This is a genomic window from Haloferax sp. Atlit-4N (assembly GCF_003383025.1).
Classification (GTDB): domain Archaea; phylum Halobacteriota; class Halobacteria; order Halobacteriales; family Haloferacaceae; genus Haloferax; species Haloferax gibbonsii.
In genome coordinates, this window is the sequence record NZ_PSYY01000001.1 from 633,063 (window position 1) to 652,728 (window position 19,666).

The 19,666-nt window shown below is 58.5% G+C and carries 19 protein-coding genes; 15 read left to right on the plus strand and 4 right to left on the minus strand.

Annotated elements, in window-relative coordinates:
- Nucleotides 1–69: 69 nt before the first annotated feature.
- The gene (locus tag C5C07_RS03360; RefSeq protein ID WP_004973078.1) at nucleotides 70–849 is read right to left on the minus strand and encodes a winged helix-turn-helix domain-containing protein; all 780 of its coding nucleotides are present in this window, start codon (nucleotides 847–849) and stop codon (nucleotides 70–72) included.
- 268 nt (nucleotides 850–1,117) lie between these two features.
- On the opposite strand from C5C07_RS03360, the gene C5C07_RS03365 reads away from it, so the two are divergent.
- The 7 genes from C5C07_RS03365 to C5C07_RS22200 all read left to right on the plus strand — a co-directional run bounded on the left by C5C07_RS03365 (nucleotide 1,118) and on the right by C5C07_RS22200 (nucleotide 8,849).
- Nucleotides 1,118–2,542: a binary toxin-like calcium binding domain-containing protein gene (locus C5C07_RS03365; protein WP_049904965.1), complete on the plus strand. Its 1,425-nt coding sequence runs from the start codon at nucleotides 1,118–1,120 to the stop codon at nucleotides 2,540–2,542.
- Nucleotides 2,543–3,155: 613 nt separating this feature from the next.
- Entirely contained in the window at nucleotides 3,156–3,440 is a 285-nt protein-coding gene (locus C5C07_RS03375; protein ID WP_115804546.1) for a ribbon-helix-helix domain-containing protein, read from the plus strand.
- Entirely contained in the window at nucleotides 3,433–3,717 is a 285-nt protein-coding gene (locus tag C5C07_RS03380) for a type II toxin-antitoxin system RelE/ParE family toxin (protein WP_115804547.1), read from the plus strand. Before C5C07_RS03375 ends, C5C07_RS03380 begins: the two co-directional genes overlap by 8 nt.
- Before the next feature lie 184 nt (nucleotides 3,718–3,901).
- A complete protein-coding gene (gene tnpA, locus C5C07_RS03385) occupies nucleotides 3,902–4,294 on the plus strand; it encodes an IS200/IS605 family transposase (protein ID WP_115804548.1) in 393 nt (130 codons plus the stop codon).
- 2 nt (nucleotides 4,295–4,296) lie between these two features.
- Nucleotides 4,297–5,667 (plus strand): RNA-guided endonuclease TnpB family protein, encoded by a 1,371-nt coding sequence (locus tag C5C07_RS03390; protein WP_115804549.1) that lies wholly within the window; start codon nucleotides 4,297–4,299, stop codon nucleotides 5,665–5,667.
- 1,122 nt (nucleotides 5,668–6,789) lie between these two features.
- Nucleotides 6,790–7,641, plus strand: a complete 852-nt coding sequence (locus C5C07_RS03400) for a DNA-binding protein (protein ID WP_115804550.1) — start codon at nucleotides 6,790–6,792, stop codon at nucleotides 7,639–7,641.
- Between the two features lie 86 nt (nucleotides 7,642–7,727).
- On the plus strand, nucleotides 7,728–8,849 hold the full coding sequence (locus tag C5C07_RS22200) for a homing endonuclease associated repeat-containing protein (protein ID WP_369333273.1): 1,122 nt from the start codon (nucleotides 7,728–7,730) through the stop codon (nucleotides 8,847–8,849).
- 311 nt (nucleotides 8,850–9,160) lie between these two features.
- On the opposite strand, the gene C5C07_RS03405 is transcribed toward C5C07_RS22200, so the two are convergent.
- Both C5C07_RS03405 and C5C07_RS21855 read right to left on the minus strand, forming a co-directional pair.
- On the minus strand, nucleotides 9,161–9,616 hold the full coding sequence (locus C5C07_RS03405; protein WP_004973063.1) for a hypothetical protein: 456 nt from the start codon (nucleotides 9,614–9,616) through the stop codon (nucleotides 9,161–9,163).
- Complete coding sequence (locus C5C07_RS21855) at nucleotides 9,617–10,231, minus strand: winged helix-turn-helix domain-containing protein (protein WP_004973061.1); 615 nt, start codon at nucleotides 10,229–10,231, stop codon at nucleotides 9,617–9,619.
- 170 nt (nucleotides 10,232–10,401) lie between these two features.
- Here C5C07_RS21855 and C5C07_RS03415 point away from each other — a divergent pair, with 170 nt between their 5' ends.
- From C5C07_RS03415 to C5C07_RS03425, 3 genes are all read left to right on the plus strand, one after another.
- On the plus strand, nucleotides 10,402–11,793 hold the full coding sequence (locus C5C07_RS03415; protein WP_115804551.1) for an ATP-binding protein: 1,392 nt from the start codon (nucleotides 10,402–10,404) through the stop codon (nucleotides 11,791–11,793).
- 189 nt (nucleotides 11,794–11,982) lie between these two features.
- Nucleotides 11,983–12,867 carry a DUF955 domain-containing protein gene (locus C5C07_RS03420; protein WP_369333272.1) on the plus strand — a complete coding sequence of 295 codons (885 nt, stop codon included), beginning with the start codon at nucleotides 11,983–11,985 and terminating at the stop codon, nucleotides 12,865–12,867.
- 93 nt (nucleotides 12,868–12,960) lie between these two features.
- Nucleotides 12,961–13,971: a Cdc6/Cdc18 family protein gene (locus tag C5C07_RS03425; protein ID WP_115804552.1), complete on the plus strand. Its 1,011-nt coding sequence runs from the start codon at nucleotides 12,961–12,963 to the stop codon at nucleotides 13,969–13,971.
- A gap of 96 nt (nucleotides 13,972–14,067) precedes the next feature.
- Here C5C07_RS03425 and C5C07_RS03430 read toward each other — a convergent pair whose 3' ends face one another.
- Nucleotides 14,068–14,970 (minus strand): GIY-YIG nuclease family protein, encoded by a 903-nt coding sequence (locus tag C5C07_RS03430; protein WP_115804553.1) that lies wholly within the window; start codon nucleotides 14,968–14,970, stop codon nucleotides 14,068–14,070.
- 410 nt (nucleotides 14,971–15,380) lie between these two features.
- Between C5C07_RS03430 and C5C07_RS03435 the strand changes: the two genes are divergently transcribed.
- The 5 genes from C5C07_RS03435 (at nucleotide 15,381) to C5C07_RS03455 (ending at nucleotide 19,430) form a co-directional block, all read left to right on the plus strand.
- Nucleotides 15,381–16,145 (plus strand): hypothetical protein, encoded by a 765-nt coding sequence (locus C5C07_RS03435; RefSeq protein WP_115804554.1) that lies wholly within the window; start codon nucleotides 15,381–15,383, stop codon nucleotides 16,143–16,145.
- Nucleotides 16,132–16,416, plus strand: a complete 285-nt coding sequence (locus C5C07_RS03440) for a hypothetical protein (protein ID WP_042664242.1) — start codon at nucleotides 16,132–16,134, stop codon at nucleotides 16,414–16,416. The genes C5C07_RS03435 and C5C07_RS03440 overlap by 14 nt, the downstream gene beginning before the upstream one ends.
- A gap of 2 nt (nucleotides 16,417–16,418) precedes the next feature.
- A complete protein-coding gene (locus C5C07_RS03445; protein ID WP_115804555.1) occupies nucleotides 16,419–18,542 on the plus strand; it encodes a type B DNA-directed DNA polymerase in 2,124 nt (707 codons plus the stop codon).
- Between the two features lie 69 nt (nucleotides 18,543–18,611).
- Nucleotides 18,612–19,160: an SWIM zinc finger family protein gene (locus C5C07_RS03450; protein ID WP_233510271.1), complete on the plus strand. Its 549-nt coding sequence runs from the start codon at nucleotides 18,612–18,614 to the stop codon at nucleotides 19,158–19,160.
- A 48-nt stretch (nucleotides 19,161–19,208) separates the two neighbouring features.
- Entirely contained in the window at nucleotides 19,209–19,430 is a 222-nt protein-coding gene (locus C5C07_RS03455; RefSeq protein ID WP_004973044.1) for a hypothetical protein, read from the plus strand.
- Nucleotides 19,431–19,666 lie beyond the last annotated feature (236 nt).

A 19,666-nucleotide genomic window follows, 5' to 3' on the forward strand; every position in this document is an offset into this window, starting at 1 on the left:
TTCGCCTGTTCTATCGATCAGCGACACAGCGTATTTCGAAGGGTGGTCCCCGTACATTGCTCCCGTCAATTACGATGGCCCCGCGAGTAGTGTCGCGGTATCCTTGTATGATTCATATTTGCGTGCTGCCCATGCAAACGACTCATCGTCAGCGGTCTCAAGAAGTGCATAGGGAATCCCATTATTCCCGCAACTTCCGACCTGCATCACGGTCTGGTCAAACAATCCGAGATACTGTGGGATTGGGTCGTCACAAACGTAGACAGACACTCGACCTGTTGCAATCATGTCTTCGAAGAGATCGACCACCGGCTCTGACTGGAGTACCTCTGCAACGGTACGGTCGACAATTACCTCATGTTCAGACTCGTGTTCGAGGATACTTCGGTATTTGACTTCCATCGACTCTCGGCCGACGGACGGTAAGAGGCCTCGATATCGATGTGCCGCCTGTACCGTCTCAATGTGACTGTCTAGTGGCCCAAATGAGTCGTTTGCCTCAGCAACCCAGATTCGTGCCGTCTGTAGACTCCTGAGATCGATATCGAACCAGTCAGGGTCGACTAACTGTAAAAACGGCGCGAGCCGTGTCGTCGTCTCAATTGTGTCCTGAAAGTCGGTAAACGCCTGGCCGAGAAACTCACCAACAGGGGTGAGACCATACATCCTCCCTTCATACGCCACAATTCCTGCAGACTCTAACTCGCGTACGCCTCGGTCAATCGTGGACCGAGAGACATCTAATTTGTCAACAAGTGTGCGCTTGTCTCTCGGTTGCTGCAAGAGACACTCGAGGAGTGCGGAGCGGCGGTTCAAAACACCGATCATGTCTGCCTCAATGGATACCATGGTGTCGCCTCGTTAGAGTAATATCTTCGTTCGGATATGATATATAAATTGACAAATTGTGTATGGATCCAGAAGTTCACTAACTCCGATGCATCGACGAATATCGACATCAACCTCCGAGTTTGAACAGACGAAATATCAGACCATCTGCTGAGTACTGTTTGGTTGCTGCCATTTATGACTACGCTTCTTATATCAGTTCGCAGGAGTTGACGAACCAACCGACGCGTGACGTAATGACTGCTCACCATCTATTTCAAATGGTAGCATGCCACACACAAAACCACCTCTCAAACGGCTCTTCCAGCGACAGTCACTTCTCGTACTCTTCGTCGTGATTTCGTTGCTGTTCGTCCCTGTCGGGGCAGTATACGCAGACGAGACTGCAGGAATCAAGCGCGTGCGGATTATCGATACTGTTGACCGCGACGGTGACGGGTATTACTCCTCGTTCACTATTGAACTCCTCCTCGACACCAAGTGCTGGGGTTGTTACGACAAAACAGGCATCATCAGTGACCCAGCGATGGAGCCAGTCATTCTCATGTCGATCGAGGGGTCCCGAATCGGTCGAAAGAACGTGGGTATGAACGACGACAATGTGCTCGTTGAGCTCTCGACGAAAGACGACTTGTGGGATAAGCAGTTTTCGCGACGTGAATTGGCTCTCGAGATCAGCTTGTGGGATGACGATGCACCACCACCGAATGCCGGTATTCTCACGACGGAGGTCGACGACAAAATCGATACTTGGTCAGGGACTGTAAAGTACGAGCCCAGCAGCCAAGACCAGCCAGGTGCGGATACTGCAGCCCAGTCGGAATCGACGAATCAGCAGTCTGAACCAAGTGGTCAAGCCCAAGCATCGTCGAGTACCCAATCCGAACCCACGTATCAAGATACAGATGGGGATGGGATTACTGACAGCGATGAGCGGTCGCTTGGCACAGACCCACGCTCGGCAGATACGGATGGTGACGGTCTCAGTGACAACCGAGAGCGGAGCGGCCCAACAAATCCGACGATGAGTGATTCCGATGGCGACGGGCTCACAGATGGTGAAGAAGTGAATTCGTACGGAACGAGTCCCACGTCAGTGGATTCTGATGGCGACGGGCTTACTGATAGTGCAGAGGTTTCAGGACCGACTGACCCCACACTGAGTGACTCCGACGGAGACGGACTCTCTGATGGGGATGAACAATCACAGGGGAGTGACCCCGTGATGGCCGATAGTGACACGGATGGCCTTACTGACGGACGTGAGGTCTCACTCGGGAGTAATCCAACCGAGATGGATTCTGATGGAGATGGCCTTACTGATGGTGAGGAAGTGAACGATATCGGCACTGATCCGACGGTGGTGGATACTGACGGTGACGGCCTCGAAGACCAGACGGAAGTCACGATTCACAACACGAACCCAACACAGGAAGATACGGACCGCGATGGACTTGTCGACGCACGAGAGGTCACCGAGACAGACACGAACCCACTGCAGGCAGATACTGATCGTGACGGCCTTTCTGACGGGGACGAGGTGACGATCCACCGCACAGACCCATTACAGGCAGATACTGATGGGGATGGCTATGGGGATACTGAGGAGGTTACCCTTGGAACTGACCCAACAGCAGCAACTGGCGTGACTGACTACTGGCTTTCTCGACTGCTGAACGCACTCGGCGGCTAGCTCATCTCTCTTTCATTCTCTTTAGCGACGGTGTACCGACGTTTTGAACGCCCCCGCGGCGACGACTCGAGGGCCTCCGTGCGCGCCTCGACGCTCGCGTTGCTCGCGTCTGCGGTGCTTCAGTCGGCCGTCGTCGCCCTCGCCGCGGCCCCGTTCAGTCCCACCCGGTGACTGGTCGGTCATCGTCGCGTCCGTGTTCGACGTCTGTGCGCTCCAGTATTTTATTGCGCGCCTGCAGGGGTGCAGGCGCGTGTGTTGGCCTGCGTTGATTCACAATGTGTCTAAACTGCGAGACGGAGTCGATTGTCGATAGCGCGACCGAACAACAGCTGGAATTCGAACTGTACGCGTGGCTTCGCCTGTATGCTGACGAGGGTGTTGACCCTGCGGCTCTCGTCCAGTTGTTGTTGCAGACGGCAGTCGTCGTCGACGAACTCGATGGCGTGCCACGGACCCCACCGGGCCGTGATACGACGGCGTACAAACAGCTGTTAGCGCGGACGGACGAGGTGCGAAAGCGGTTAGGTGTCGAAGAGGCGAATTACCTGTCCCGAAAGTGACCATGTCCTCCACCGTCGAAATTGATATGGTAAGACGCACGTATTACTAACGTATGTCTGGAGCAACCACGAACTCAAACGATGCTGATGAGATTGTCACGGTGAATTTCAAGGTTACACAGTCGTTCCTCGACGATATCGACAGCACATGGCAGGGACGTGGGTTCAATAGCCGAAGCGAATTCATCCGGTATGTCTTGCGAGACGCGACCGAATTCCCGACGTTCGACCGCGATGAACTCATCGCGCTCCTCCAAGCAGAGGAAGACATCCGTGACGGACAGACGATGAGTGCCGACGAGGCTCGTGAGAAGTTCGGAACGGAGCGCAATGAGTGACGGCGACTGGACGTGGGCACTCACAGCAACAGCGCAGGACGACCTTTCTAGTCTCTCTCCACCTGACCAAGAGCGAATTCTGCACAAGCTTGACGAAATTGTTGACTCGCCGTGGCGAGACCCACCAGATTACGGCGAACCACTCCAGAACAGTCCCCACCGGAAAGTGCGCATCGGTGGCTTTCGGCTCGCCGTGACCTTCCGTCAGTCCGAACAGCGGATGGTCGTTGCTCGAATCAAGCGTCGCGGTGGTGCGTATACTGCTGACGACGACTGAGACCGTCTGCGATGCGACCGCACTAGCTGACCGGTGCCCGCTATCTTTTTCAAGGCGAGAATCCCGCCCTTTAGGGCGGGCGTGAAGCCGACAACCCCTACACGTTCTACCGTCAGTTGCAGGCCGAATACCCACCACTGCAAGCCTTTAGTAGAATTGGGTGTATAGAAACTGGCACGACCAAATGAAGTACAACCTCGAAAAAGGGTCGCAAACGGTCTACGCGCTCCAATATCACTTCGTGACCGTCACGAAGTACCGCGCAGACCTACTCACCGACGAAATCGCAGAACGTATCGGTGAGATTGCCAGCGACATCTCCGAGGACTTCGGCGTGAACATCCAGAACGTCAACGGCGGTTCCGACCACGTTCACATCCTCTTCACGGCGAAGCCAACGACCGACCTCACCAAGTTCATCAACTCACTCAAGGGCGTCACGTCCCGCAAAATCCGTGACGAGAATCCCGAGGTTCGACAGGCGCTTGACAAGGCGTTCTGGCAACCGGGATACTTCCTCGCCACCACCGGCCAAGTGAGCATCGACGTACTCATGAAGTACGTGGAGGAACAGTAGCGATGTCCACAACCGTCACGAAGACGTTGCAGGCGACGTTCGCGCCACCCACCGCGCACAAGCAGTCGAAACTCAACGACCTGCTCGAAACCTACCGTGACGGTCTGCAAGAGGCGTTCGACTCCGGGGCGAGTACCATGTCGGCAGTGAGCGACATCGTGACGCCCTACGACCTGCCGTATCAGGCCAAAGCCGCGCTCTGCAACTACGTCCCGAAGCTCCGCAAGACGTACAACGCCAAGGAGTTGGACGACGGCCACCCGATACGACTCACGAACCAAGCCGCGAAGTTCGACCACTCCGAGGAGCGCGACTACGAGTTCACGTGGTGGGTTCCCCGTCCCGGTCGGGGAACGAACTTCTGGATACCGCTCCGCATCAACCCCGGACAGGAAGACCTCTGGCACGACCTCGTATCGGAGGACGCGAAGGCGGGCGAGATACGACTTCAACAACATCGGAAGAACTGGGTACTGCACGTCACCGTCGAGTACCCGGTCGAAGAACCAGCGACGGACGGTGACGCCACGCACATCGGCTTAGACATCGGAGAAACTGCCCTCATCACGGGCTGTGCCCTCAAGGATGGTTCTCCGACTGACCCGTTCGTGTGTAGCGGAAGCAGAGCGAAGCAGCTCCGCAAAGAGATGCACACGACCCTGAAACGACTCCAAGAGCGTGACGCATCCGAGTGGCGCATCCAAGACCGCTTCTCGCACTACCAGAACGCGCTCACCGACATCGTGGAGAAGGCGTCTCGGGAAGCCGTCGAGTACGCCCAACAGTTCGAAAACCCGGTGTTGGTGATGGAGAATCTGACGTATATCCGCGAACGACTCGACTACGGGAAGTACATGAACCGTCGGCTTCACTCGTGGGCGTTCGCCCGACTCCAAGGGCGCATCGAGGACAAGGCGACGGAAGCAGGCATCCCAGTCGAGTACGTGAATCCGGCGTACACCTCGCAGACGTGCCACTCGTGCCACCGTATTGGTCGGCGTGACTCGCAGGCCGAGTTCCGGTGTCCGCACGACGACTGCCACGTTTCGACGTTTCAGGCCGATATCAACGCTTCGGCGAATATCGCACGACGGGTTGACCCGTGGGGAGAGAGCGTCCCGCTTGACAAGGCGGAACGCGATGACTCGCCTCGGGATGGGAGCGGTTGTGACACCGCCACGACTCCGTCCGAGACGGCAAAGCCGTCTCGGGATCACGAGAGACGCTTTGCGTCTCTCGAACGACACCGTGAGAAGAGCGTCCCAGCGCAGATGACGCTCACGGCGTTCCAAGAGTCAAAACCCTCTGCCAGCGTTCACGAGACTCCGTCTCGTGAGCCAACCAGAACCGCCGGTTCTGGTGACGACGACTGACTGGTATTCCCCATGTGTGGGAAGCCCCGCCGTTTACGGCGAGGAGGATGTCACGTGACGATATCGCTGGCTGTCACGTCGGGTCTCTCCAAGCAGTTCATCGACGGCGTGACCGAATAGTGGGCGTCTCCCAAGCGTCGCTCTCGTCGCTCTCGGAGTGAACAGCGACGCGCGTCCGTACGCTTGGGGGCGACGTGCTCGGGTTGTGCGCGCTCCGGCGGGCAGACCGTTCCTGCCGGGCCCGGGCGTTTCGCGCTTCCGTTGCGTCTCCGACGGACGGGGCACGGTCACGGGGCCGGGTCGGGCCGGGTGCAGCCACCCGATACCGGTCAGCCCCGAGGGCGGGTCTGCGAGCACTCGACCCGCATCCGGGCCGTGACCGAGACCGGGCTGGCTGCATCTTCACCAGCCGTTGCGTCGGCGCTCCCTCGATGCGGTCGCGCCGACGGCCGGCTGGCTCAGACGTGGCCGCTTGCGCGGTCCGGGCGGGCTGCTCGCCGTTCGGGCACTTGCCCTCACCCCTCGTTCGCCCGGGCTGCGGTGGCTACTGGGGGTTCGCCGTGCTCACCCCCAGTATGCCACGGTCCGGGGCTCACTCAGGGCTGGCTGTGCGGCCTGCCGGGCATGCGCTCAAACTCGGCCGCGACGAGCTGTGGGTCCGCGGGCGTCCAGCCCGCACCGGGCTGCCGCACGAGGCGTTTCCGTTGCGTCTGCGACGGACGGGACAGGCTCGTGCGGGTCCGGGCGCGGTGCTGTTCCGGCGGGTCCTCGCTCTCTGCGGCCTCGCTGTGGCCGTATGCGACGCCGTTCAGGACTGTCAACCCCCCGCTTGCCGTCTCGTCGTCCCGGTTCAGCCGTTGCGTCTGCGACGGACGGCCTGCACGGGGCCGACGACCCGCGGGTCGGTGGATTGACTGCCCTGACCGCGCGCTCACCTCGAGATTCACCCCCGCGCTCGTCTGTGGGGGACACCTGTTGGCGACGCGCCGCGCCGGACAAGCCGGCGAAGGCGCGGCGGCGTCGCCGTGAGACGATTGGTGTCGGTCAGTCTGTGAGAAGACTGCGGCTGGAGAGTCGTAGTGTCGGAAGAAGACGCCGAGTGAGCGCCTTCAGATATCAACAATGAGTAGTAAGAAGCAGTTCCGTAATGAAGTTTCGCACACCAACCACCCTCGAGCGGTTGACGACGACGTGGTCGATGAGACGCCAGCGCTCCATCCTACGGTTGAACTCGAAATCCAGGCCAAAGTTGACCTGAACAATCCGGACGCGGTTGGTCGGGGGCTGACCCTCGCCGAAGAAGAGCGAATGGCTGCACGTGAGTGGGAGATCGAACAGACGCGTGAGCGGTGGGACCGGAGACAGACGTCGAGTCGGGAGATGCGGACGGCGACGGCGGTCGCACAGTCGAGTATCGAGGCAACGAGAGAGTTCAAGAAACGCGCGGGGTGTGTCAATCGGTGGGCTGACCCGGAAGAACCGGATCCACGTGAGCAACTGACGGCTGAGCAGTTGGGCGTTGTGAACAGAGAGGCAGGACGAATGCAGTCGAAACTCGAAAGGTGGTCGCGGTCGGTGATCAGCAGGCGGTTAGCCGAGGCGGTCGCAGACGGACAGTCGATGATGAGCGCGGTCGTGGGTGTCTTCGAAGAGTTCCAACAGGCTCCGGGGACGGTGATTCCGATTGCGGCGGTCAGCGAGGTCAGTCGTCGTGAGGTGTCGATAGAAGGTCGTGTGAAGACACTTTGGGAGCCTATGAGTAGCGCGATTCAACAAGTGGGACTCATAGAGGATGAGACTGGAACGACAAAATTCACTATTTGGGCTAAGTCGAGAAAATCGGTTGTGAGAGAAGGCGAGCGGGTGACGCTGCGGAACGTCGCAAAGAGCTGGTACGGTGGGCGCGTGTCGGTGGCTGTGACGGGGTGGTCGGAGCTATCGTTCCCAGAGCGCGAGGCGTGGTGGGCTGAGTAGCCGTCGATTGCGTATTTTTTTGCTACCTTAAATTGGGATTTTATCGGACCCAGATGGGTGCGGGCATGTCATCCCGTCATCCAGAAATGAGAGTTGAAGGAGACTATACGTGCGAAATCTGTGGTGAATCGTTTGAAACCAACGTTGAGATTGCAGGTCATACTCGAGGCCATCAAATATCAATATCTAAAGAGGAATCTCTTGATGCGATACGAAAGCTGGCTGAAAAGAAAGGTAGAACACCCACATCTACTGAAATGGATGAGGAAGGCGAATGCTCTACAACCCCTATTCGAAAACACTTCAGGTGTTGGACTTCAGCAGTAGAAGCAGCAGGGCTCAAGCCAAACGTTAGGAAATCCGTCACGAAGAACTCTATTAGAGGAGAAATTCTCAGATTAGCTGGAGAGACGAACGGAACACCCACTACAAGAGAGATGAGACGTGATGGAAACGTCTCTGTTCGAACTGTTCGAAACCATTTCGGATCGTGGAACGAAGCATTGCGTTCCACAGGGTTGGATCCTAATCTCCAGCTTGATGCTTCTCGGGGTGATGTGGTTAAGGCAATTCGGCAGTTAGCAGAGAACCTTGGGCGGACTCCATCGTCAATGGAGATGGATGCTAGTGGTGAGTTTTCTACGGCAGTCGCTCAGCGTCTATTTGGGAGTTGGAATCGTGCCCTACGTGCTGCAGGGTTCGAGCCACGAATGCGTCGCAATATCTCTGAACCAATACTTCTTGGTGAGATTGACCGGGTGGTTGAGAAACTGGGTTATGTACCTTCATCGAATGAATTCGAAAAGCATAGCCGGTTCTCGCTTGGTCCTTACTGGCGCAATTTCGGGAACTGGGAGGATTCTGTTGAAGCAGCTGGTCACGAGCCCCGTCGAAGTATAGAGACTACTAAGCCTAGTAATTTATACTACGGTCCAAACTGGCCAAGACAACGAAGTCGTGCACTAGAACGGGACAATCACTGCTGTCAAACACCGGGCTGTGATTTCACGACCCAGTCACACCTGGAACGCTTCGGTTGTGACTTGTCTGTACATCATATCGTTCCAATCCGAGCATACGTTGATGAAGAAGGAGTCCTTGATTACAAGCAAGCAAATACACTTGATAATCTAGTTACTGTATGCCAGAGTCATCATCGTCTGTGGGAGCAAATTTCTCCACTTCGACTGGACCTCAGACCAAAATAGTAATCTCGCATTCTCAATAGCTCGACCGGATGTTCTGGCACGAATCAAAAACTCAGCACTACTATCTTATGATAGAGTGTCCGGGAAGTCATTCGTAATCTCCACTCCCGTGAATAGCAAAAATGGAACGAGCGCAAATTACGGTGCGTTAGACGATTCGTTCCGAGCTGTCAGTCTCACGCGCGAGGCGTGGTGGGCTGAGTAGGCGTCGCGGGCGGGGTTTTCTTTTTGACGTATCCACCAGCCCGGCCCCACCTCCCCACCCACCGCTCCGTGCTCGCACCTGCGGTGCTGCGCGCGCAGCCACGACCTCACGGCGGATTTTCGGCTGTGTTTAGTGCGCCGAATGAGGCCGTTTCGTACGCTCGACGCCAGAGTTGATGTACCGCTCGTGCAACGAGCATTGGCTCTGTCGTCACGATACAGGACTGCTCTACATCGTCCGAATTTGCGTCGGGTGGCGTATGAAAGTGCTTCGCTGGTGCGTCCGGTTTGGGATGGTAATCGTAGCGAAACTGTACACCACACTCATCGAGATAGTGGAAACTGTAGTACTGACGCTGGAACCAGCGAATATCGAACCGACACCACGTCGCCTCGGCGATCCCGTCTCGGAAGTGAATCTGTAGCTTCGTTGGGTCGAGGCGACTATCGAATCCCGCATCTTCGACGAGGCCGTCGGCACGTGTGAAGACCGTACGAATCTCTTCAAGCGCGACATCATCGATTGGGCCAACCGCGCCCTCAATGTCGGTCTCACCTGCCATTTACGCTGTGGTGTGAGAGCCGTCGTCCTGTAGTGCACCTCGGCTGCGAATCGTGTTTCCACGATCAGAGAGCCGAGCCGCTGCAGACCGGCTATCATCTGGGTCGAAGTCGTAGAGCGTCAGCGCAGCCTGGGCGATCTCAAGGTTCTGCTCAATTTGCTGCCATCGAGTGAGGTCTGCCCATCCGTCAGCACCGGACTCCAGTTCCAAGGTCAGTTCGTCGATAGTCGTCGCGTCGTACTGTTCTTGGATCGCTTGCCGTTCATCTTTTAGGTCTCGAATCGCCTGTCGAATCTCATCTTTCGTGTGCTCGCGGTGAATGTCGGCGATCCGCCGCATCGCCAGCATCTGCGGTGCGCGCATGTAGCGAGTGGCATCGTCAGCTGCAATCACTTTGACACGGCCAGTCTCAGCGAGCGCTGAGAGGTGCTTCCGTGCAGTTGGTTCACTCACGTGGGCGCGTTCAGCAACTTCGCTGGCAGTTTGCGGGTTGGTTGTAACGTCGATTACCTGTCGAATCCGCTCGAACGTCGTGGTGTCTGCTTTCCAGTCAGCAATGACTGCCTCGTTGACGTCACCTTGCCACGGTGTTGTGGAGGAGTCTGCCCCGGTCATTGGTCGTCGTACGAGCGTGGTGAGTAAAATAGCTTTGCTGGAGATTTCTAATTTTGGCTATCCTGCCAAACTGCGCTGGGCAGGTCATCCAGCAATAGTAAAATCACGATTAGTAAAATCACGATTAAGATAATCAGAACGACTATGATCTACCAAGCCAAACACAGTCTATGTCTCGGCCTGCCTTCGTCAACCGCGACGACGAACTCTCGTTTCTTCGATCCCGGTTCGACCGTGATACGGCGGAGTTGCTCGTCATCTATGGCCGGCGGCGGCTCGGAAAGAGTGCGCTCGTCCGTGAAGCAATTCGTGACCGAGACGATGCGGTGTACTGGCAGGCGACCGAGGAGACTCCGGACGTACAGCTCGCAAGCTTCGTCGAGACCGCTCGCGAGACGTACCCGGTCGTTGACGATATCAAGCGTGACTGGGAGTCGATTCTCAAGACGCTTGGGCGGCAGGACGCAGTCGTTGTCATCGACGAGTTTCCGTACTTGATCGAATCCGACGATGCAGTCCCCTCAAAGATACAGCGGGTCTGGGACCTCCATCTCGAACAGACGGCGGCGTCGTTGGTACTCGTCGGGTCGTCGATCAGCGTGATGGAAGAGAAAGTGCTCGGAGGCGGGAGCCCGCTGTACGGACGCCGGACCGGAACCATTGACTTGCCACCGCTTGCGTTGGCCGACGCACGACAGCTGTACCCCACAGACGACCCAGAGACAACGATTGAGACGTGGAGCGTCTTCGGTGGGACGCCGTACTATCTTCAGGCGCTCACCTCAACGGCATCGCTCGCGGAGAACATCCAGACACACGTGCTTTCCGAACACGGTGTGCTCCACAACGAGCCAGAGTTCCTCCTCCGGACAGAGTTTGGGATTCGAGAGCCACAGACCTACTACACAGTCCTCCGCGCGATTGCGACAGGAAAGCGCGAGGCGAATGAGATTGCTAACTTCGCCGGTATCGATTCGAACGCACTCGGATCGTATCTCGCGAAGCTCCGTCGACTGCGACTGGTCACACGGGATATCCCGGTCACGGCGAATCCCAATGCGACGCGAAAGAGCCGATACCGACTGAATGAACCGCTGTTTCGGTTCTGGTTCCGTTATGTGTACGGCCAAGAAGGGACGCTCGCCCAGCTCGGTGACAATGCTTTCGAGGAGTTGGTCGCACCTTCGTTCTCGGAGTACATGGGCTCGATGTTCGAACTCGTCTGTCAGAATGCGCTCCCGTCGTTAGTTCCCAAGACCTACCACGGGATTGGCTATTGGTGGCACAAGCATCACGAACTGGACGTTGTCGGCCTTGCGAGTGACGGCACACTCGTCGCTGGGGAATGCAAGTACACGCAGCGAGAAATGAACGAAGGCGACCTTGCCGACCTAGAGCGGAGCACTACGCAGGTCGACTGGACGCCACCGGAGGGTGGTGATCCGACGTACCACTACTGTTGCTTCGCTCGTTCAGGATTCTCCGACGGCCTGCGAGCGGTTGCTGACGAGCGCTCGGATGTCTCTCTGTTCACGCCCAACGATATCGTAGAGCGCGTGTGACCTGCGACTGACGTAGTGGAGCCCCTCCGTCTCCTCTGTGAGATCTGTGTCGGTGGTGAGATTTTGGCTGTTTTGTCGCCCCCTGACGGGTGCGGGGCGTACTCAGTGTCCCGTGGGATTCAGATGGCAACGACAGAACCAACCCACAGAGACGCATCGTTTACTGACCGAACAACGCGTGCCGACGAGATGCACAGCGCCATCGACGACTGGATTGCCGACCTCCTCGACGAGACGACCACCGCACGCACAAGCGAGGCGTTCCAACGATGGCTCAACGTCCAAAGCCGATTCCACGATTACTCCGCGCGGAACGCCCTGTTAATCTCGCTGCAATGTCCGGATGCGACGCACGTCGCGGGCTACCGAACGTGGCAAACGGAGTTCGACAGACAGGTCTCGGAAGGCGAGTCAGCGATTTGGATTTGGGCTCCAATCACGGCGAACGTGTGTCCAGCCTGTGGCGACCCGAAAGCCAGCCACGACGACGACTGTGAGAGCGACGGTGTGCCGTCCACGGAGTGGCCGACGGAACTGCGTTCGTTCAAGCCGGTCCCCGTGTTCGACGTATCACAGACGACGGGCGAGCCGCTTCCGTCGCTAACTACGGAGACGTACGGAGACGCGAGTGGCCTTGTTTCCGTGCTTTGTGCCGCGGCGGAACCACTCGGGTTGGACGTGACACTCGTTTCTCCAAGTGAGTGGTCGCACGGCGCTGCGCGCGGCGTGTGTACGTTCACTCGTGGACAGCGGCCGAACATCGAAGTCAGACAGCGGCCGAACGAGGCGGACATGGCGACGACGCTCGTCCACGAGTTCGCTCACGGACTCCTGCACGCAGACCGGACGAGCCTGCCAGAGCGGTCGCTGCGCGAAGTCGAAGCCGAAGCGGTCGCGTATCTCGTCGGTCGGCAGTTCGGATTAGATGTGTGTAATTCGGCGTTCTATCTCGCTGCGTGGGCGGGCGAGGAGGTAGAGTCGGTGCTTGAACGGCTCAACCGGATTCGGTCGGTGACGGCGTCGATACTCGGGGCGGTTGACGATACAGTCGGGGGCAGCCAACGAGTACGGTAGTGTGGAGACGCGGGTACGCTCCCGCAGAACCACACCGGTTCCAGTTTCACTCTGTACCAGACGCCTATACGCACGCCCACCAACCACAGCGACATGATTCGGGACGCGGAGGTGTTGGACGAGGGCTTTGTGCCGAACGACCTCCAGCATCGAGATGCGGAACTCACGCACCTCGAGTCCGTCCTGCGACCGTTTGCGGACGGCGCACCTGGCCAGTCGGTCATCATCACCGGGCCAACCGGTGCTGGAAAGACAGTCACGGCCAAATACGTCATCGAACAGCTCACAGACGCCGCGCCAGCGGTGCAGTCGATTCACCTGAACTGCTGGCGGAGTCACACGCAGTTCCGTGCATTCTATCGGATTCTCGACGAACTCGGATTGGCGACGGATATCCACCGCGGGTCGACGCCGCACGACGAACTCATCTCGCGACTCGAAGCGTACGACGGCAATCCAGTCGTCGTCGTCCTCGACGAGGCAGATCAACTCGATTCAACGGACATCTTCTATGACCTCCACTCGCTGCCGAAGTTCGCCCAACTCATCGTCGCGAACGACCGCGACCAACTCTTTGGGAGGCTGAATTCGCGACTCCAGAGTCGCCTGCAGAGTGGCGAACACGTCACGATGTCTCGGTATCCTCCCGACGAACTCGTGTCGATTCTGTCAGTCCGCGTCCGATGGGGTCTCGAAACCGGTGCGGTTTCACAGGACATCCTCGAGCGGATTGCGGATGCCGCCGCCGGTGACGCCCGCGTCGCGCTTGGGATGTTGCGTCGGGCGGCCAACTACGCCGTCCGTGAGCACCGAGACGAGATCACGTTCGAGGTACTCGAAGCAGCGATGCCGGATGCACGGGCACAGATTCGCCAGCGAAACGTCGATGCGCTCAACGACCACCAACGAGCTGTCCTAGATACCGTTCGTGCCTACGGGCCGTTGAGCCCGCAGGAGATTTACGACCACTACGAACAGCAGATGGACGACCCAAACCAGCTTCGCACGGTGAAGTCGTATCTCTCAAAACTGACCGAATACCGACTCATCGACGCTGAGGGGTCGACCAGAGACCGGGTGTATCGGCCGGTGCAGTCGACCTAGTTGAGCTGTTGGATATCCTCGAAGGCGTGGAGTGGTGTGCGACATATAGCGATTTCAATTATATCGACGATGGTGCGGTCGTCACAGCATCGGTCGCTATTTCTCGTCAGAATAGGCAAATAGGTTCTCTTTCCTCGAAATCTGCCTCGCTAACTCACCCTCAAGTGACTTTGCAGAGTCTCTTGAGTCGCATTCTTTTATTTTAACTACTGTTCGTGGTGGAAGGGTATTCGTGAAGTTCACCCCGCTTTTATCGGCTCCAGTCAGGTGCTCTCGGACACGTTTGACGACGTTGTTCGTTGAACCAACATAGTAGACTCGATTACCCTGGTTCAGTTCGTGCACTGCCTGTTCTTTGGGCTCTAGCGTCGCGGTTGAAACCCCCGATTCGACTTTCGTCTGGACAGCTCTGCGCCGATCCCAGATTTTGGCCGGTTCATTATCGATGGCTGGTGTGCAATCCAATACATAGACGTAGTAGGGCGAATCCATGCTGCTGAACTTTGAATCAAACTCCTGAACACTAGTTGATGATTCAAGGTCTGCGGTAACTTTGAAGGCCGAATCCGGGGTTTGACTTCTCTCTGGTGGCTCACCAACAAATTCGGACACAGCTAGTGGGAGTGTCGTTGGTGTATGGAGGCCAATTCCATACTCACGACCCTCGTGGAAAGCATCAACAGCGACGACACACTCGGCAAAGTCTCGCTTTCTGAGCCTTTCTACTGGTTCGTATAACGGTCGCCCAACTTGTTCGTGAAGTAGTCTCTTCAGCGCGGTAGCATTCTTCGCGACACGAGACATCTCGTCGGAGTAGTAATCACTCTCACGAGCGTATTCAACCGGTCTCGTTCCCGATCTGAGCTCGGCGAACATCGCTTTCGTGAGCGGATTCACGCTTGTGGTTCGCTCTCCAAAACGATCTGCTAACGCATCTTTCAGTTCTGCTTTTGTGTTCTCGTCAAGAACCTCATTAATCTCATTACGGAAGTCAGACATACTGTATTGAAAATTCAGTTCTAGTGATATGAATCCGTGCCCTGGTGTACACACAGCGATTTACAATCGTTGTTGGCTCGGAGCACAAACGAAGTGGCGGAGAATACATACAATTCAACCAATTTATCCCACACGTGGGGCCTGTGCAGAACCCATCGGCTATTCCATCTGATTTCTATCGAAACAAACTGTTGTGGTTGCTGACTATACCTCTCGCTCCAGTATGACGCCACCAACCTAGCACCGACCAACGATTTCAACAGACTCCCTCGTATTGATTCGTGCAGGTCACGAATTGCACGAAACATGGGTTGCTGCAGTCATGCGATTCTGACCACGACCATCGGGGTTTCGTGAACTCGTGTACCGACCCGAGTTCGCTTATCGGACTCCTGAGCGAACAACAAGGTATGCGACCACACCAGTTTCAACAGCGTCGCCGCGAGTCGGCGACTGAGACGGCGCAGGCAACCCGTAAGTCGTCCCCACCTGAACTGCCGACATTCGACCAAGACGTCCACCGACTCGTCGTCGAAAACGAGTCGCGGCCCGTGCAGATTCTACAGGCGCTCGTCTTGGACCACACCCTCACCACCGGTGGTGACGTGTTGTGGCTTGACGCCGCCAATCACGCGAATGCGGCATCGCTGACGCGACTCTCGCCGAGCCGCCGACTCCTCAACCGCATCCACGTCGCCCGGGCGTTCACGCCGTACCAGCACGCGGAGTTAGCGACGACGCTCCAGGCGACGGTTGCAGAGAGCGACATCGACCCATCACTCGTCGTCTGTCCCGGCCTCGACGCACTCTACGATACAGACGAGGTTGCCGACGCGGTCGGGAAGCCACTCTTGTCGCGGGCGGTCGCCGCACTCAAGCGAGTCGCTCGGGAGTCAGACGCCAGTCTGCTTGCGACGCACCTCGGCCGTCCCGAGACGAGTCCGTACGCGGAAATCGTTGCTAGGGCCGTGCCATCGACGCTCTACTGCGAGCAGACGCGGTTCGGCCCGCGGTTCCGCGGTCCAGACTTCGAGACACTCGTCTATCCCGATGCGACCGGCATGCAGACGACGCTCGCGTTCTGGCGTGACGTCTTAGCGCATCGTGCGACTGCCTCGGACATGGCCGTCGAACCAGCGACGCCAAGCGGGGTGATGATCGATGGGACGCAGTAGTCCGACCTATCGCGACCTGTTGCGGCGACTCGAACATGAGTGGGACGACTTCGAGCGCGCGCTTCGACGCCAGGACACGGGCCCATACAGCCGCTTGTGGGGCAATGCAACGCGATACGCGGACGCAGCAGGATATCAGAACCCACAGGAGCCGATGGACGCGGTGTTTCTCTCGATGCTCTTGGCGCACCAGCGGGCGCTCGAAGACCTCTACGACGAACTGGACGTGGCCGACCAGGCGGCGTGGTCACCCCCGGACGACCGAGAGTGACGATGTGGTACACGTTCGACTTCATCGACGGCGACGTGTATCGCTGGACACCCGCAGGCGACACCGGAACCGCAACGTACGATATCGATTCGACGTATCGGCCGCGGTTCTACGTTCGTGGGGCACGCGAGACGCGAGCCGCGTACGAACGCGCACTCGAACCACATCCATCGGTTGCCACTGTGAAGACGGTCGAGCGGCGGCCGGGGTTCGGCGAGTCGCCCGAGCCGGTGACGATGATCGAGGCCACCGCAGCCGAGGCGGTGCCGACGCTCGCCCGCCAAACCAATCAGGTCGCGCTCCCGGACGAACTTCGGTGTTACAACGTTGATTTCTCTCCAGAGTTCCGGTACTGCCTCGAAACCAACACCGACCCGACGCCGACGACGCGACTCACAACGGTCGAGCTGAGCCTGCCGCGAGCGCGCGCGGCTGACGAGGAGCTAACGAGAGTGACGATTGACGGCGAGGCGGTTCGCGGGTCGCAGGCGGCGGTGGTCGACGCGGTGGCGACGCGCGTCGCCGAGTGTGATCCAGACGTACTGTTTGTCAACGCGGCTTCGGTCATTCCACGACTGTTCGCGGCGGCACGCGACGAAGGACACACGCTGGAACTCGGTCGTGGCCCGCACGCCGCGACGTATCAGACACTCGCTGGCGAGTCGACGTATCACTCCTACGGACAGGTCGGCCACTCGCCAGCGCGCTACAACGTCCCCGGCCGCGTCGTCATCAATCGATCGGCCTCGTTTTTCCTCCGAGAGACGAATCTGGCTGGCTGTCTCGACCTCGTTGAGCGGTCACGCAAACCACTCCAAGAACAGGCGTGGGCCTCTATCGGAAACGTGCTGACCGCAATCCAGATTCGAGCCGCACAGCGTCGGGACGTGCTCGTGCAATGGCGGGCGTGGCGTCCCGAATCGTGGAAGACGATGGGATCGCTGTACACCGCCGACCGTGGTGGCTTTACTTTCACCCCGGACGTTGGCGTCCACACCGACGTTCACGAAGTTGACTTTTCGAGTCTGTATCCGAACATCATCATCACCCGCAACATCAGCCCGGAGACGGTGCGGTGTGACTGCTGTTCGACTGCCGACGTGCCCGAGCTTGGGTACTCAATCTGTGACCGGGGCGGCTATCTCCCTGACGTACTCGACCCGCTCGTCTCGGACCGCGATGCGATCAAAGACCAACTCGAAGAAACAACCGACCCAACAGAGCGTGCGCGCCTCGAGGGAGAGTCGGCCGCGCTCAAATGGATTCTCGTCTCGTGTTTTGGGTATCAGGGATTTTCGAACGCGAAGTTCGGGCGCATCGAATGCCACGAGGCGATCAACGCGTTCGCGCGGTCGATTCTCCTCGATGCGAAAGATCAGTTGGAAGCGGCTGGCTGGGACGTCGTCCACGGCCTCGTCGATAGTCTGTGGGTGACGCCTGCTCCCAACCACGACCAGCGACCACTCACCGAGGTCTGCCGAACGGTGACAGATGATGTCGGTATTCGCTTAGAGTACGAGGGCGCGTTCGACTGGGTTGCGTTCGTTCCGAAGCGTGACTCTACGGAGGGTGCCCTCACCAAATACTTCGGCAAATACGCGGAGCCAACAGCGGCTGGGTCGGCGTACAAATACCGAGGCATCGAGTGTCGCCAACGGAGTACTCCGCCCTTCGTTGGGAGCGCTCAGAAAGAACTCATTCGGACGTTCGACCAGTACCACGAGCCTGGGCCGGTCATCGACAAACTGGCCGCTCACATCGATGCGTTGCACGCGGGCCGTGTCGATCCCTCGGACCTCGTGATCACCACGCGAACGTCGAAGCCGCTTACCGAGTACGACCAGGCGACGCAAACGGTTGCGGTGCTGCGGCGAGCCGACGGACTGTATGACGACACACAGCCTGCAGGAAGCACGGTCGAATACGTTGTCGTCGACGACGACAAGCAGGGACGTGAACGCGTTGCGCTCCGCGAAGAAGCGCCGTCAACGTACGACGCTGAGTTCTACGCGACGGCGTTGATTCGGGCGGCAACGAGCGTGCTCGCTCCGTGTGGGTGGACCAAAGCACGCATCGAACGAGCGCTCGCGGAGACCACCGAGACGTCGCTGGCCCGATGGGCGTGAGCGACCGCCGAGCAATTTTATCGCCCCCACACAGGGTGCGGGGGCTCACCACGAGCGCTCGCCGTGCCAATGACTACGACCCGACCACCCACCAGACAGTCTGTATCGACATCGACCCACCGCGGTCACGACCTCGTCCGCGTGACGGAGTGGCTGCCAGGAAGCAAGCCAACTGACTACGACATCGAACTGTCCGACGGCGACGGCTACCGAACGCGCTTTTGGCGCTGTCGGAACTGTGGCCACGAGCGGAATCGGCGCGACGAGTTCCGCGAGCCGTGTCGCGCGACACCGGGCCGCCCGCTCGTGAGTGACGGCGGCTACGCGGTCGAAGATTCGCGGACGTGGAAAGCACTCACCGAATCGATGACCGTCCGATTCGGGACCGTCGGCCCGCGCTACGAAGTCGACTCCTCAAGCGGGAACACCTACGAGGTCGATATTGCGGCTGGCACCTGTAGCTGTCCGGACCACCAGAAACGCGGTGTCGAGTGCAAGCACCTGAGGCGGGTGTTGTTCGAACTCCGGACGCGCATCCTGCCGCAGCCGGACGGCCGCTTCGCGCGGTGTGAACGAGAGTCGCGACGAGAGACGAGCGCGTTCAGGCAATCGCGGTGAATTGTATCGCCCCCTGAGGGGTGCGGGGGAACTCACCTCGCACTTCTGATGGCAACGAACGATACCAACCACGACAGCGGCATCGCCGAACGAACACCGACCGGACACGAGATTCTCGTCGTCACCGAGTGGGACGACGACACACCGTCGCTCGAAACACTCGCGCAGTTCGACCAGGGTCGGCGGCGCGTCTGGCGCTGTGTCCAGTGCGGCGAAGAACGGCATGAGCCGTCCGGGTTCGAACAGGACTGTCCGTCTCAGTCGGTGTAGGTCGCGGGCAACGCGACGACGACACGCTCCAACCCGGAGCGCACCGCCAGCCAATTTTATTCCCCCCAACGGGGTGCGGGGTGGCGAACCAGGCCATCTCACGACCGACACCCATGTCTCTGAGAGAAATCTACAACCGAACCTTCGACGAATCGTGCGGGAAATCCATCGATGCTAGCGAGTGTCCCGAATGTGACGGGCGACTCGCGACAGACGGCGGTGAAACGGCTTGCGAG